This window comes from Streptomyces sp. NPDC041191 (assembly GCF_055591945.1).
In genome coordinates this window covers 381,963-395,937 of sequence record NZ_JBVIZC010000004.1, presented here as the reverse complement: position 1 = coordinate 395,937, position 13,975 = coordinate 381,963, and the positions used below count along the sequence as shown (strand labels likewise).

11 protein-coding genes are annotated in these 13,975 nt (G+C 75.1%); 7 read left to right on the top strand and 4 right to left on the bottom strand.

What is annotated here, in order from left to right:
• Positions 1 to 52: 52 nt before the first annotated feature.
• The 5 genes from ACZ6AQ_RS10575 (at position 53) to ACZ6AQ_RS10555 (ending at position 6,743) form a co-directional block, all read left to right on the top strand.
• The gene (locus tag ACZ6AQ_RS10575) at positions 53 to 1,087 is read left to right on the top strand and encodes a LacI family DNA-binding transcriptional regulator (RefSeq protein ID WP_468759043.1); all 1,035 of its coding nucleotides are present in this window, start codon (positions 53 to 55) and stop codon (positions 1,085 to 1,087) included.
• 157 nt (positions 1,088 to 1,244) lie between these two features.
• Positions 1,245 to 2,315, top strand: a complete 1,071-nt coding sequence (locus ACZ6AQ_RS10570; protein ID WP_468759041.1) for a phosphatase PAP2 family protein — start codon at positions 1,245 to 1,247, stop codon at positions 2,313 to 2,315.
• A gap of 44 nt (positions 2,316 to 2,359) precedes the next feature.
• Complete coding sequence (locus tag ACZ6AQ_RS10565; RefSeq protein WP_468759039.1) at positions 2,360 to 4,582, top strand: NADP-dependent isocitrate dehydrogenase; 2,223 nt, start codon at positions 2,360 to 2,362, stop codon at positions 4,580 to 4,582.
• Between the two features lie 95 nt (positions 4,583 to 4,677).
• Complete coding sequence (locus ACZ6AQ_RS10560; protein WP_468759037.1) at positions 4,678 to 4,968, top strand: hypothetical protein; 291 nt, start codon at positions 4,678 to 4,680, stop codon at positions 4,966 to 4,968.
• A gap of 164 nt (positions 4,969 to 5,132) precedes the next feature.
• Positions 5,133 to 6,743: a sigma-70 family RNA polymerase sigma factor gene (locus tag ACZ6AQ_RS10555; RefSeq protein WP_468759035.1), complete on the top strand. Its 1,611-nt coding sequence runs from the start codon at positions 5,133 to 5,135 to the stop codon at positions 6,741 to 6,743.
• 3 nt (positions 6,744 to 6,746) lie between these two features.
• Here ACZ6AQ_RS10555 and ACZ6AQ_RS10550 read toward each other — a convergent pair whose 3' ends face one another.
• From ACZ6AQ_RS10550 to ACZ6AQ_RS10535, 4 genes are all read right to left on the bottom strand, one after another.
• Positions 6,747 to 7,406, bottom strand: a complete 660-nt coding sequence (locus ACZ6AQ_RS10550) for a CAP domain-containing protein (RefSeq protein WP_468759034.1) — start codon at positions 7,404 to 7,406, stop codon at positions 6,747 to 6,749.
• Positions 7,407 to 7,691: 285 nt separating this feature from the next.
• Positions 7,692 to 8,564 (bottom strand): universal stress protein, encoded by an 873-nt coding sequence (locus tag ACZ6AQ_RS10545; RefSeq protein WP_468759032.1) that lies wholly within the window; start codon positions 8,562 to 8,564, stop codon positions 7,692 to 7,694.
• Positions 8,565 to 8,776: 212 nt separating this feature from the next.
• On the bottom strand, positions 8,777 to 10,126 hold the full coding sequence (locus tag ACZ6AQ_RS10540) for an acyl-CoA dehydrogenase family protein (RefSeq protein ID WP_468759030.1): 1,350 nt from the start codon (positions 10,124 to 10,126) through the stop codon (positions 8,777 to 8,779).
• A 246-nt stretch (positions 10,127 to 10,372) separates the two neighbouring features.
• Positions 10,373 to 10,828 carry an RrF2 family transcriptional regulator gene (locus tag ACZ6AQ_RS10535; RefSeq protein WP_388689759.1) on the bottom strand — a complete coding sequence of 152 codons (456 nt, stop codon included), beginning with the start codon at positions 10,826 to 10,828 and terminating at the stop codon, positions 10,373 to 10,375.
• A 207-nt stretch (positions 10,829 to 11,035) separates the two neighbouring features.
• Here ACZ6AQ_RS10535 and ACZ6AQ_RS10530 point away from each other — a divergent pair, with 207 nt between their 5' ends.
• Both ACZ6AQ_RS10530 and ACZ6AQ_RS10525 read left to right on the top strand, forming a co-directional pair.
• On the top strand, positions 11,036 to 11,281 hold the full coding sequence (locus tag ACZ6AQ_RS10530) for a DUF5133 domain-containing protein (RefSeq protein WP_388689757.1): 246 nt from the start codon (positions 11,036 to 11,038) through the stop codon (positions 11,279 to 11,281).
• Between the two features lie 268 nt (positions 11,282 to 11,549).
• Entirely contained in the window at positions 11,550 to 13,937 is a 2,388-nt protein-coding gene (locus ACZ6AQ_RS10525) for an ATP-binding cassette domain-containing protein (protein WP_468759028.1), read from the top strand.
• The last annotated feature ends 38 nt before the right edge of the window (positions 13,938 to 13,975 follow it).

Below are 13,975 nucleotides of genomic sequence, written 5' to 3'. Positions count from 1 at the left end.
AGGTTCGCGTGAGACGCAGGCGGGGCGGCGGGCCCGGGGGGAGGAGCGGCACATGACGGCGAGCGGGCGACGGACCGGCAGGCCCACCCTGGAGGAGGTCGCCGCGAGGGCCGGGGTGGGCCGGGGCACGGTCTCCCGGGTCGTCAACGGCTCCCCCAAGGTGAGCGAACAGGCCAGGGCCGCCGTCCAGCGGGCCGTGGCCGAACTCGGCTACGTCCCCAACCGGGCCGCCCGCGCCCTCGCCGGCAGCCGCACCGACGCCGTCGCCCTGGTGATCCCCGAGACCGAGGCGCGGCTCTTCGCCGAACCGTACTTCCTCGACCTCATCCGCGGCGTCAGCGCCGAACTCGCCGAAGCGGACAAGCAGTTGCTGCTCACCCTCATCCGCAGCGAGCAGGAGCGGCAGCGGTTCGAGCAGTACCTCGCCGCCCAGCGCGTCGACGGCGTCCTCCTCGCCTCCGTCCACGGCGACGACCCGCTGCCCGACCGGGTCCGCGCCCTCGGACTGCCCGCCGTCCTCAACGGCCGCCGGTCCCGGGACGAGCGCGTCGCCTTCGTCGACTCCGACAACACCGGCGCCGGCCGGGCCGCCGTCGCCCACCTCGCCGCGCGTGGCCGGCGGACCATCGCCACCCTCACCGGACCGCTCGACATGTACGCCGCCTGCTGCCGTCTCGACGGCTACCGCGAAGGCGTCGCCGAAGCGGGTCTCGCGCCCGACGGGGCCCTCGTCGCGAACGGCGACTTCACCGAGGAGGGCGGCCGCCGCGCCATGCGCGAACTCCTGGACCGCCGGCCCGGCCTGGACGCCGTCTTCGCCGCCTCCGACGTGATGGCGGCGGGCGCGCGGGCCGTCCTGCGCGAGGCGGGCCGCCGGGTCCCCGAGGACGTCGCCCTCGTCGGCGTCGACGACTCGGCCGTCGCCCGGCACATGGACCCGCCGCTCACCAGCGTGCGCCAGCCCACCGAGGAGATGGGCCGCACCATGGCCCGTCTCCTCCTCCAGGAGATCGCCTCGCCCGGCGGGCCCGACGACCAGCCCCGCCGGCTGCTCCCCACCGAACTGGTGGTCCGGGCCTCCTCCTGACCGGCCCCGCACCCGCCCCGCCGGGCCCCGGCCCCGCCGTGCGTGCTCCGGTGGGCCGTCCGGCGGGGCGGGCCCCTCTCCCCGCCGTACGCGACCCGGCGTGTCGTTCGGGTGAGTCCAGCGGGCGAGCCGGACGGCCGTGGGTTCGAATCGGGACATGGCTTCCTACGACAGGCCCCGCACCGGCGGCTCCCCGAGGCCGCCGAAGACCGGTGACACCTGGTGGTACGCCGCCGTGGCGCGCGAGGCCACCAGTTCGTTCACCTCCCGCGTCCGCACCCGGGCCCGGGGCGGCTGCCTCGGGTCCGTCCTCCTCCTCGCGGTCGTCTACGCGGGGCTCGTCCTCACCGCGACCGGCCGTCGCTGGGGCGACGCCGCCACGACCGGCCGACGCGCCGACGCCACCGCCGCCGCCCTGCTCCGCGACCACCCCTCCCTCGCCGGACTCACCACCCTCTCCCTGGTCCTCGGCTGCGTCCTCCTCCTCGCCGCGGGCCTCATACGCGGGCGGTACGTCCTCACCGCCGCCGCGGCCGGTGGAGTCGTCACCGCCCTCGCCCTCACCGGACTGCTCCAGCTGTACGCGCCGCGCCCCCGCCTCTCCGGCGCCGGCGGCGCCCTCGTGCCCAGCGGTTTCCCCAGCGCCCAGACCACCCTCGCCCTGGGAGTCGCCTTCGGGCTGGCCCTGGTCGTCCCCCACCGGCTGCGCGCCCCCGCCGTCGGCGCCGCCACCCTCTGGGCCGTCGCCGTCGGCGCGTACACCGTCGGGGACGGCCGGCACCGGCCCGGCGACGTCATCGCCGCCGCCCTCCTCGTCCTCGCGGTCTTCTGCGGCGTCCTCGCCCTGCGCGCCCGCGGGGGCGAGGTGCGCCCCGCACCCCGGGGCGGACGCGCCAGGACCGGCCTCCCGGTGCTCGTCCCGCTCGCCCTCGTCGCGGCCGGCGGCCTCGGTGCCGGTTTCTGGCTGCTCGGCGACGCCCTCGCCCTGCCCGCAGCCGCCCCCTACGACCCGGCCGGCCTCCGCCTCGCCCACCGCTGCGGACAGGCCCTCGCCGCCGGCGTGACCGCCGCCACCGGCCTCGTCCTGCTCGCGCTGCTCCGCCACGTGGACGTCGAGGGCCCTCCGCCCCCGTACCACCTCGGCCCCTTCGCCGAGGCGGCCGGGGCGCCGGAGGAGGCCGAACTCGTGGGGCCCTTTACCGAGGACCACGATCACGAGATATCTTGATGTCGAGCAATCTCGCATACGCAGACGTGGAGCGGAGCACCCTGGTGACTGACTCGACCATCATCTACACCCACACCGACGAGGCGCCTGCCCTGGCGACGTACTCGTTCCTGCCCGTGATCCAGGCGTATGCCTCGCAGGCCGGCGTCGCGGTCGAGACGCGGGACATCTCCCTCGCGGGCCGCATCATCGCCGTCTTCCCGGAGTACCTGGAGGAGGGGCAGCGCATCCCCGACGCCCTCTCCGAGCTGGGCGAGCTGGCCAAGACGCCCGAGGCCAACATCATCAAGCTGCCGAACGTCTCGGCGTCCATCCCGCAGCTCAAGGCCGCCGTCGCCGAGCTCCAGGCCCAGGGCTACGCCCTCCCGGCCTACCCGGACGACCCGAAGACCGACGAGGAGCGCGAGATCCGCGCCCGCTACGACAAGATCAAGGGCTCGGCCGTCAACCCGGTCCTGCGCGAGGGCAACTCCGACCGCCGCGCCCCCGCGTCGGTGAAGAACTACGCCAAGGCCCACCCGCACCGCATGGGCGCCTGGACCCCCGAGTCCCGGACCAACGTCGCCACCATGAGCGAGAACGACTTCGCCTCCACGGAGAAGTCCGTCGTCATCGACGCGGACGACACCCTGCGCTTCGAGTTCACCGCCGCCGACGGCACCGTCACCGAGCTGCGCGAGCCGCTGAAGGTCGTCGCGGGCGAGGTCGTGGACGCCGCCGTCATGCGCGCCGCCGCCCTGCGCACCTTCCTGAGCGAGCAGGTCGCCCGCGCCAAGGCCGAGGGCGTGCTCTTCTCCGTGCACCTCAAGGCCACCATGATGAAGGTCTCCGACCCCATCGTCTTCGGCCACGTCGTGCGCGCCTTCTTCCCGGCGACCTTCGCCAAGTACGGCGAGGCCCTCGCCGCCGCCGGCCTCTCCCCGAACGACGGCCTCGGCACCATCCTGAACGGCCTCGACTCCGTCCCGCACCTGGGCGAGGAGATCAAGGCGTCCTTCGAGGCCGAGCTGGCCGAGGGCCCCGCCCTCGCGATGGTCGACTCCGACAAGGGCATCACCAACCTGCACGTGCCGTCCGACGTCATCGTCGACGCCTCGATGCCGGCCATGATCCGCACCTCCGGCCACATGTGGGGCCCGGACGGCCAGGAGGCCGACACCCTCGCGGTCCTCCCGGACCACAGCTACTCCGGCGTCTACCAGGCCGTCATCGAGGACTGCCGCGCCCACGGCGCCTTCGACCCGTCGACCATGGGCTCCGTCCCCAACGTCGGCCTCATGGCGCAGAAGGCCGAGGAGTACGGCTCCCACGACAAGACCTTCGAGATGACGCAGGCCGGCACCGTCCGCCTGGTGAACTCCGCGGGCGACGTCGTCCTGGAGCAGGAGGTCGCCGAGGGCGACATCTTCCGCGCCTGCCAGACCAAGGACCTGCCCATCCAGGACTGGGTCAAGCTGGCCGTCACCCGCGCCCGCGCCACCGGCTCCCCGGCCGTCTTCTGGCTGGACGAGAACCGCGCCCACGACGCGCGGCTGATCGCCAAGGTGAAGCAGTACCTGCCGCAGCACGACACCGAGGGCCTGGACATCAGGATCATGTCCCCGGTCGAGGCCACCCGGTTCTCGCTGGAGCGCATCCGCCGCGGCGAGGACACCATCTCGGTCACCGGCAACGTCCTCCGCGACTACCTGACCGACCTCTTCCCCATCCTGGAGCTGGGCACCAGCGCCAAGATGCTGTCGGTCGTCCCGCTGATGGCGGGCGGCGGCCTCTTCGAGACCGGCGCCGGCGGCTCCGCCCCGAAGCACGTCCAGCAGCTCGTCAAGGAGAACTACCTCCGCTGGGACAGCCTCGGCGAGTTCTTCGCCCTGGCCGCGTCCTTCGAGCACCTGGCGACCACCACGGGCAACTCCCGCGCCCAGGTCCTCGCCGACACCCTCGACCGCGCCACCGGCACCTTCCTCAACGAGGACAAGTCGCCGACCCGTCGCCTCGGCGGCATCGACAACCGCGGCAGCCACTTCTACCTGGCCCTCTACTGGGCCCAGGAGCTGGCCGCCCAGACCGAGGACGCGGACCTGGCCAAGGCGTTCGCCCCGCTCGCCGAGACCCTCGCCGCCAACGAGGCGAAGATCGTCGACGAGCTGGTCGCCGTCCAGGGCTCCCCGGCCGAGATCGGCGGCTACTACCAGCCCGACCCGGCCAAGGCCGCGGCCGTGATGCGCCCGTCCGCCACCTTCAACGAGGCCGTCGCCTCCCTCGCCTGATCCGGCGCGCTCCGTACCGCCCCGGCCGGAACTCCCTTCCGGCCGGGGCGGTCCCGTCGGTGGCGCACACGGCGTCCGGGTGTGAACCTGGATGGATGAGCTGGGCATCTTGGACGACCACCGGTGTCTACACCGGGCGAGGTGGGGTGCTGACCGAAGAGGTCGGGACCGTCACGGGCGACCTGACCGTGCACACCACCTGGACCGAGCGCGAAGCGCGTGTGGCCGTGCAGTACAGCGGCGCGTCCGACTGGTTCACCATGTCGGGAAGTCCCGTCCCCTGCGCATCCGAGGAGGAGAGCCGCGAGCTGCACGACGTCGTCGTGGCAGCCGTCCGGGAGGGCAACGGGGCCACGGTCCCGACGCTGCCCGGACCCCTGGTGTAGGGCCCGGCGCCCGCACACCGGGACCGGCCGGGCACCTCCGTGCCCGGGTACCGTTCGCACGCGGACACCGCTCGTGTCCGGCGGCCACCAGAAGTGTTATCCCTCCCGCGCCCACGGGTCTCCGGAAGACGGGGGACACGGACCAGGGACGAGGGAGCAGACCCATGCACAGCGACGAGCGCCGCACCACCGCGTTGGTGGAGGCGGCGGCGGCCGGCGACCCCGAGGCCAGGGACGCCCTGGTCCGCGCCTACCTGCCGCTCGTCCACAACATCGTGGGCCGGGCCCTCGACGGCCACGCCGACACGGACGACATCGTCCAGGAGACGATGGTCCGCGCCCTCGGCGGCCTCGCCGGACTGCGTGATCCCGCCAGGTTCCGGTCCTGGCTCGTCGCCATCGCGATGAACGGGATACGGCGCCGCTGGCGCGAACACCGGCAGGCCCCCCGGCCCGGTCTCGACCACGCCGCCGGCCTGGCCGACCCGGCCGGCGACTTCACCGAACTCACCGTCCTCCGCCTCGGCCTCTCCGGACAGCGCCGGGACGTCGCCCGCGCCACCCGCTGGCTCGACGGGGACGACCGCGAACTCCTCGCCCTGTGGTGGCTGGAGGCCGCCGGCGAACTGACCCGCGCCGAACTCGCCGAGGGGCTCGGCGTCCCCCCGCGCCACGCCGCCGTCCGGGTCCAGCGCATGAAGGAACGCCTGGAGACCGGCCGGGCCGTGGTCCGCGCCCTGGACGCCCTCCCGCCCTGCCCGGACCTCACGGAGATCCTCGTCCCCTGGGACGGCTCCCCGTCCCCGCTCTGGCGCAAGAGGATCGCCCGTCACCTGCGCTCCTGCGCCGCCTGTACGGGCCGGGTGGAGGGCCGGGGCGGCCTCGCCCCCGTCGAGGGCCTGCTGGTCGGGATCGGTCTCGTACCGCCCCTCGGAATCGCCGCCCGCCTCGTGACCGCGCCGGACACGGAGGCGGTGGGGTACGCGTACGGGGCGGGAGGGGAGTTGGCCGGGCACGGGAGGGGCGTCCGGCACGACGGGCACGGCCCGTCCGCGCGGTCCGGCGCCTCCGAGGGCGCCGCCCGCGCGCCCGAACCGGTCCGCGCGCCCGAACCGTCCGCCGGCCGGCGGACCACGGGGCGACGGGCCGCCCTCGCCGGGGTCGCCGCCGTCGGGGTCCTCGGGGTCCTCGGGGCCTTCGCCCTCCTCGTCCCCGGAGAACCGGAGGCGCGCGTGAGGCCCGGCCGGCCCGCCGCCGCGCCCCCGGCGACGTCCGCCCCGGCCGCGACCTCCCCGGCTCCCGCGGCCACCACCACCGCCCCCGAGCCGGCGGCCACCACCGCCCCGGCGCCGCGCCGCACCGCCCGGCCCCCGGCGGCGCCCACTCCGGGGGAGCGGGTGACCGGGCTCGTCAACCGGCTCCGGGAGAAGGCGGGTTGCGCGCCGCTGCGGACCGATCGGCGGCTCGTCGCGGCGGCCCGCGCGTACGCCCGCGACATGGCCGGGCGCGGTTACTACGGACACAGCAGCCCGGAGGGCGAGTCCGCGGACGCGCGGATCACCGCCGCCGGCTACGACTGGAGCGCCTGGGCGGAGAACCTGGCCCGGGGCACGACCGATCCGGCGACCGTCGTGGAGGAATGGCGGGACGGGGCGATGCACGAGGAGAACATGCTCGACTGCCGCTACCGGGACACCGGCGTGGCGTCGGTGCCCGGTCCCCGGGGCACGATCTGGGTGCAGAAGCTGGCCGCGCCCGCCCCGGGGAGGGGGTGAGGGTCAGCGCCTGACGCCGAAGTTCTGCACCCACCAGGGGCCGTTGGCCGACATGGAGACCCCGACGCCGATGTCCTTGAGGGCGCAGTTGCGGATGTTCGCCCGGTGGCCGGGGCTCTTCATCCAGTCCTCCATGGCCCTGGCCGGCGTCTTCGGCCCCCGGTGGATGTTCTCCGCCCAGGTGGACCAGGCGTAACCGGCGGCCCTCATCCGGTCGCCCGCGTCCCGGCCCTCGGGGCTCTCGTGCTCGTAGTAGCCCCGGGCGGCCATGTCGTCGGCGTGTCCCTGGGCGGCGGCGCGCAGGCGCTTGTCGGTCCGCAGCGGTCTGCAACCCGCCTTCGCCCGTTCGACGTTGGTGAGCGAGACGATCTTCTTGGCGAGCCGTTCCCCGGTGCCGAGGAACGCCGTCCCGCCGACGGGGGCCAGGGCGGGCCACCGCTCCCACAGTCGCTCCCCCTCCCAAGCCCGCACCTGTTCCGGCCACGGAGCGGATTCCGCTTCCACCGGGGCGGACCGGGCCGGGGAGGGCGAGGGGGGAGCGGCCGTCGGACCGGCCTGCGGCGGGGCCGCCACGCACGCTCCGGTCCCCACCGCGAGCGCGGTGGCCGCGACTCCGGAGACGAGGGCCGTACGGAGGACCGGGCGGCGGGCGGCGGGGCGCACCGTCCCGCCCCCGTCCTCCCGCTGCCGTCCGCCCGCCGGCGCGGACGGATCCTCCCCGGGCGCGGGGCCCGGCCGGAAGGGGGTTTCGTGTGCCGGGAGTCCGGGACGTTCGGGACGGCCGGGGCGACGGGAAAGGTCGTGGTACCGCATGGAGCTCCGTTCTCTCGCCGGGATCGCCGGGCGTCCGGCGGCCGGGACCACCGGGGCGGCGGGAACGGGACCCGCCCGGCCCGGCCGCCCCGGCGCTCCTCGTCGACCCGCCGCGCCGGCTCGTGCCGAAGCCTTTCAGCCCTGCGGAACGACCGCCACCGGACAGGGCGCCAGATGGAGGGCCGCGTGCGCCACGGAACCGATCCGGGGCCCGACCGCCCCGCTCCGGGCCCGCCGTCCGACCACCAGGAGCTGGGCGTCCCCCGACCCGGAGAGCAGGACCTGGCCCGCGCTCCCCAGCTCGACGTGCTCGGTGACCGGTACGTCCGGGTACTTCTCGCGCCAGGGGGCCAGCGCCTCGCGCAGCGCCTTCTCCTCGTACGGGACGAGCCCGCCGGCCTCGTCGGCGAGCCGCATGGAGGCGGGGCTGTACGCGTAGAGGGCCGGCAGGCTCCACGCCCGTACGGCCCGTACGGACGCCCCCCGCGCGGCGGCGGTCCCGAAGGCGAAGCCGAGCGCGGCGGCGCTGTCCTCGGGGGTGCCGAGCTGGCCGACGAGCACGGGGCCGGTGGGCGGCTCGGCCGGTTCGCCCTCGCGGGACCGGACGGCCACCACGGGGCGGGTGGCGCCCGCGATGATCCGCTGCCCGTACGAGCCGAGCAGGAACCCGGTCACGGCGCCGTAGCCGCGCGAGCCGATGACGAGCATCTCGGCCCGTTCGCCGCTGTCGAGCAGCGCGGCGACCGGGGTGTCGGGCAGCACGGAGGCCGAGAGGGCGAGGTCCGGGTACCGGCCGCCGATCGTGGCCTCGGCCTCGCGCAGGACCACGTCCGCCACGTTCTCCTGGGCCGTGCGGTCCTGGGGGAGCGGGAGGTCGAGCTGTTCCCAGCGCCAGGCGTGCGCGAGCCGCAGCGGAAGACCCCGGTGGAGCGCTTCGCGGGCGGCCCAGTCCGCCGCCGCGAGGCTCTCCGGGGAACCGTCCACTCCTGCGACGATCTCACGACTCATCGGGTTGCCTCCCTCGGTGCGGTGGAGGGCCCGCCGGGCGGCGGACCCCTTCCCTCCGGCATGTGCCCCGGATTCTCCCCGATGGCGCGTCCGCGCGTCCCGGCGCACCGTTCCTCCCCCTCCGGTCCGTGCGCGCGGAGGTCCGGGTGACCGGAGGATCGCGGCCTCGGCGGTGGTGATCCCCGGTCCGTGCGCGGAGATCCGGGGCGGGCTCAGACCGGCAGGGTGAGCCGGGCGTGGGTGCCGTTGAGGTAGTGGTCCCCGATGTCCCGCAGCCGGTGGTCCGCCCGTGCCGGGGCGGTGAGGGCGCGGGCGTTCCGCCAGAAGCGGTCGAACCCGTGCCCGCCGCCCCGGGCGCCGTCGACGAGTTCCAGGACGCGGGTGGTGATGCGGACGGCGGCCCGGCCGGTGACGGTCTCGGCCGCCGCGACGAGGACGGAGAGGTCGGCCCGCTCCTCCGGGCCCAGGGTCCACCCGGCGCGCAGCCCGCGGGCGAGGGCGTCCGTGGCCCGCTCCACCACCGCGGCGGCGGTGTGGGCGGCGGTCGCCAGTTCGCCGTAGGCGAGGAGGAGGTACGGGTCGTTCCCGTCGTCCGCCGGCGCGGTGCCGTCCGCGCCGGCCGCGTCGCCGTTCCGGGGTGGCCCGGCCTGCCCGGCGCGGCTGATGTCCCGGGCCTCGGCCAGCGCCCCCTCGGCGATGCCGAGTCCCACCTGGGTGAGGAGCAGCCGCAGGACGAGCGGGGCGAGGGCGGTGAAGGGGGCGACGGCGTGCTCGTCGTGCGCGAGCGTGCCGAGGACGTGCGCGGCCCGTACGGGGACGCGGTCGAAGGCGACGGTGCCCGCGCCGGTCAGCCGCTGGCCGATCCGGTCGGTGTCCGCCTCGGTGGACACCCCGGGGAGGGCCGGGTCCACCAGGACGACCAGCGGGTCCCCGCCGCCGGCCGGGCGCGCTCCGACGACGAGCCGGTCGGCCACCGTGACGCCGGACGCGAAGGCGCGGCGCCCGTCGAGGACCCAGCCGTCGCCGCCCCCGGCGGGAGTGAGGGCGAGGCCGGGCCCGGTCGCGGCGCCCGGTGGTTCGACGCCGCCGGCGAGCAGCCAGCCCTCCTCGGCCGTACACGCGTCGAGGGCCGGGACGCGGTCGAGGGCGGTGCCCCCGGCGGGGGAGGAGGACGCGTCGGGCGCGGGGCCGAAGAAACGACTGCTCCAGGACAGTGCGTAGTGGTGGGCGAGCAGTTCGCCCACCGAGCCGTCGGCGGCGGAGATCTCCCGTACGACCGCGCACGCGGCTTGCCAGCCGGCGCCCCGCCGGTCCGGTCCCGGCGCCGTGAGCAGGCCGGGCAGTCCCGCCTCCCGGAGCCGGGCGGCCTCGTCGAGGGGGACCTCGCCGGCCCGGTCCCTCGCGAGGGCGTCGGCGGCGAGGTCGTCGGCCAGCTCCCGGGTCACGCGGGGCCAGATCTCGTCGTCCGCCGGGCGGGCGGCGGCCCGGCGGACCGGTGCGGAGGCGGTGCGTGCCGCTGGTCTCCTCGGTGATTTCCTCGGCGTGCTCACGTCACCTCGCATGTTCCCCAGTATCCCCATTGGAATGGTAGGGATAGTGACAGAGGGGGCCGTCCCGCCCCAAGGGGCGTCCGGGGAGTGGACAGGGGCTTCTTGGTCGGTGAGACGGGGACGGTCCGGCGCGGAGTGCGGGGGACCGGCCCGGCGGACGGTGGAGAAGGGCCGGCGCGGCCGTCGGGGCCGGCCGGACGAGGGGAGGCCGGCGCGGTCGTCACGGGCCGCTCGGACGGCGGAGGACCGGTGCCGTCGTCACGGGTTGGTCCATGCCTCCGGATCGTCCGCGAGCGCGACGATCCCGGTCGGCAGCTCCGCCGCCGCCACCTCCGCGAGCGAGACCCCGAGGACCTCCCGCACTCCCGCCCGGAGCGCGATCCACAGCGTCAGCAGCGACTCGGCGGGCCCCGTGTACGACAGCTCCGGGGGCCGCTCGCCGCGTACGGAGACCAGGGGGCCGTCCACGCAGCGGACGACCTCCGCGACCGAGATCGCCCCGGCGGGCCTGGCCAGCCAGTACCCGCCGTTGCCGCCGCGCTGGCTCTGCACCAGGCCGCCCTTGCGCATGTCCCCGAGGATGCCCTCCAGGAACTTGTGCGGAATGCCCTGCTCCTCCGCGATGGCCTCGGACTTCAGCGGGCCCGCGTCCTGGGCGGCGGCGAGCTGGAGGGCGGCACGCACCGCGTAGTCGGCCCTGGCTGAAATGCGCATGGGCGCATTATCCCGTACGGACGTGGCGGCCCCACGCGCCGACGGGACGGCCGGCCCGCCTCCGCCTCCGCGCGGCGCCCTTCGGCCCCGCCGTCCGGACACCGACCCCGCCCGCGCTCCGCCCGGCGTCACGCACGGTGTCCGCGCGGGTCGCGGGCCCGGCCGACGACCGCGAGGATGGAGCGACGCAGGAGACAGGAGGACGCCATGCTGCTGCCCGACAGGAACACGGTCGACCGGTTGCTCCGGCACTACCGCGCCCAGGAGCGGACCGTACGGGCCCGGCCGTGCGACCTGTCGGCCCGCAGGCGCTTCGAGGACACCGCGTACACGCTGTGCGTCCTGATGGGAGAGCGGACGGCCCGTGCGGCGGCCCGTGCGGCCGAACGGTACGTGACCGGAAACCGCCCCCCGACGACCCGGTCCGCCCTGGAGGGACTGCCGGGAGCCTGACCGGCCCGCGCGGGGCCGCGGGAAACCGGGGCGGTGCCGGGGAGGCATCGGCGAAAGCCCGGAAAAGCCCGGGAAGAGGCGGAAAAGACCGGGAAAAGGCGGGGGAGAGGCCGAAGGGGCCGGGGAGGGGTCGGCAGGGGCCGGAAAGAGATCAGGAAAGGAGAAGCGTCGCCACCGTGCCGCCATTAGCGTGACGACCACGGACATCGCGGCCCTGAGGGACCGACCCGATGGACCGCTTTCGGCCCCGCGCGACAACGGAGACACGATGAGCAAGGCCCCCCTGGCGGACGAACAGACGTCCGCGCCGCACGCCGCCGACCGGCACGACCTGATCCGGGTGTACGGCGCGCGCGAGAACAACCTCAAGGACGTCGGCGTCGAGATCCCCAAGCGCCGCCTCACGGTCTTCACCGGCGTCTCGGGGTCGGGCAAGAGCTCCCTCGTCTTCGACACCGTCGCCGCCGAGTCGAAGCGGTTGATCAACGAGACCTACAGCGCCTTCGTCCAGGGCTTCATGCCCACCCTCGCCCGCCCCGAGGTGGACGTCCTGGAGGGCCTGACCACCGCGATCATCGTGGACCAGCAGCGCCTCGGTGCCGACCCCCGCTCCACGGTCGGCACCGCCACCGACGCCAACGCGATGCTGCGCATCCTCTTCAGCAGGCTCGGCGATCCGCACATCGGCCCGCCCGGCGCGTACTCCTTCAACGTCCCCTCCGTCCGGGCGAGCGGCGCGATCACCGTCGAGAAGGGCGCCGGGAAGACGGTCCGGGCCACCTTCGAACGCACCGGCGGCATGTGCACCCGCTGCGAGGGCCGGGGCACGGTCTCCGACATCGACCTCACCCGGCTCTACGACGACTCCAAGTCCCTCGCCGGGGGCGCGCTCACCATCCCCGGCTACGCCCCCGGCGGCTGGAACCACCGCCTCTACGCCGAGTCCGGCCTCGTGGACCCGGCCAAGCCGATCCGCGAGTACACCGAGAAGGAGTTGGACGACTTCCTCCACCACGAGCCGACCCGGATGAAGATCGCGGGCATCAACATGACCTACGAGGGCCTGCTCCCGCGCGTCCAGAAGTCCTTCCTGGCCAAGGACAAGGAGGGAATGCAGCCCCACGTCCGGGCGTTCGTGGAGCGTGCCGTCACCTTCACCACCTGTCCCGGATGCGACGGCACCCGGCTCAGCGAGGCGGCCCGCTCCTCCAGGATCGCGGGCATCAGCATCGCCGACGCCTGCGCGATGGAGATCCGCGACCTGGCCGCATGGGTCCGCGACCTCGACGAACCCTCGGTGGCCCCGCTGCTCGCCTCCCTCCGGCCGACCCTCGACTCGTTCGTGGAGATCGGCCTCGGCTACCTCTCCCTCGACCGGCCGGCGGGCACCCTGTCCGGCGGCGAGGCGCAGCGCGTCAAGATGATCCGCCACCTCGGCTCCGCGCTCACCGACGTCACCTACGTCTTCGACGAGCCCACCGCGGGCCTGCACCCCCACGACATCCGGCGCATGAACGACCTCCTGCTGCGTCTGCGCGACAAGGGGAACACCGTCCTCGTCGTCGAGCACAAGCCGGAGGTGATCGCGATCGCCGACCACGTCGTGGACCTCGGTCCCGGCGCGGGCACGGACGGCGGCACCGTCTGCTTCGAGGGCACGGTCGGGGGACTGCGGGCCTCCGGCACCGTCACGGGGCGCCACCTGGACGACCGGGCCGCCCTCAAGCCCACCGTCCGCAGGCCCACCGGCGCCCTGGAGATCCGCGGCGCCACCGCGCACAACCTCCGTGGCGTCGACGTGGACGTCCCCCTGGGGGTGCTCACCGTCGTCACCGGCGTCGCGGGTTCCGGCAAGAGCTCCCTCGTGCACGGTTCGCTCCCCGCCGACGCGGACGTGATCACCGTCGACCAGAGCCCGATCCGCGGTTCGCGCCGCAGCAACCCCGCCACGTACACCGGCCTGCTCGACCCGATCCGCAAGGCGTTCGCCAAGGCCAACGGCGTCAAGCCCGCGCTCTTCAGCGCCAACTCCGAGGGCGCCTGCCCCACCTGCAACGGCGCGGGCGTCCTCTACACCGACCTCGGGGTGATGGCCGGAACCTCCTCCACCTGCGAGGACTGCGAGGGAAGGCGGTTCCGGGCCCCGGTGCTCTCCTACCTCCTCGGCGGCCGGAACATCAGCGAGGTCCTCGCGATGCGGGTCACCGAGGCCGGAGAGTTCTTCGGCTCCGGCGAGGCCCGGACCCCGGCCGCGCAGCGCGTCCTCGCCCGGCTCGCCGACGTCGGCCTCGGCTACCTCACCCTCGGCCAGCCGCTCACCACCCTGTCCGGCGGCGAGCGGCAGCGGCTCAAACTGGCCACCCACATGGGCGAGAAGGGCGGGATCTACGTCCTGGACGAGCCGACCACCGGCCTCCACCTCGCCGACGTGGAACAGCTCCTCGGCCTGCTCGACCGGCTCGTGGACTCCGGCACGTCCGTCATCGTCGTGGAACACCACCAGGCGGTCATGGCGCACGCCGACTGGATCATCGACCTCGGCCCCGGCGCCGGCCACGACGGCGGCCGGATCGTCTTCGAGGGCACGCCCGCCGACCTGGTCGCCGCCCGTTCCACCCTCACCGGCGAACACCTCGCGGAGTACGTCGGCGCCTGACCGGACCCGTGCGCCTCGCGGACCGGCCCCGGGTCCGT

Coding starts and splice junctions, on each gene's coding strand:
- ACZ6AQ_RS10575 (WP_468759043.1), top strand. CDS start 53: ATGACGGCGAGCGGGCGACGGACCGGCAGGCCCACCCTGGAGGAGGTC.
- ACZ6AQ_RS10530 (WP_388689757.1), top strand. CDS start 11,036: ATGCTGCTGCCCGACAGGAACACGGTCGACCGGTTGCTCCGGCACTAC.
- ACZ6AQ_RS10560 (WP_468759037.1), top strand. CDS start 4,678: ATGAGCTGGGCATCTTGGACGACCACCGGTGTCTACACCGGGCGAGGT.
- ACZ6AQ_RS10545 (WP_468759032.1), bottom strand. CDS start 8,564: ATGAGTCGTGAGATCGTCGCAGGAGTGGACGGTTCCCCGGAGAGCCTC.
- ACZ6AQ_RS10535 (WP_388689759.1), bottom strand. CDS start 10,828: ATGCGCATTTCAGCCAGGGCCGACTACGCGGTGCGTGCCGCCCTCCAG.
- ACZ6AQ_RS10555 (WP_468759035.1), top strand. CDS start 5,133: ATGCACAGCGACGAGCGCCGCACCACCGCGTTGGTGGAGGCGGCGGCG.
- ACZ6AQ_RS10570 (WP_468759041.1), top strand. CDS start 1,245: ATGGCTTCCTACGACAGGCCCCGCACCGGCGGCTCCCCGAGGCCGCCG.
- ACZ6AQ_RS10540 (WP_468759030.1), bottom strand. CDS start 10,126: ATGCGAGGTGACGTGAGCACGCCGAGGAAATCACCGAGGAGACCAGCG.
- ACZ6AQ_RS10525 (WP_468759028.1), top strand. CDS start 11,550: ATGAGCAAGGCCCCCCTGGCGGACGAACAGACGTCCGCGCCGCACGCC.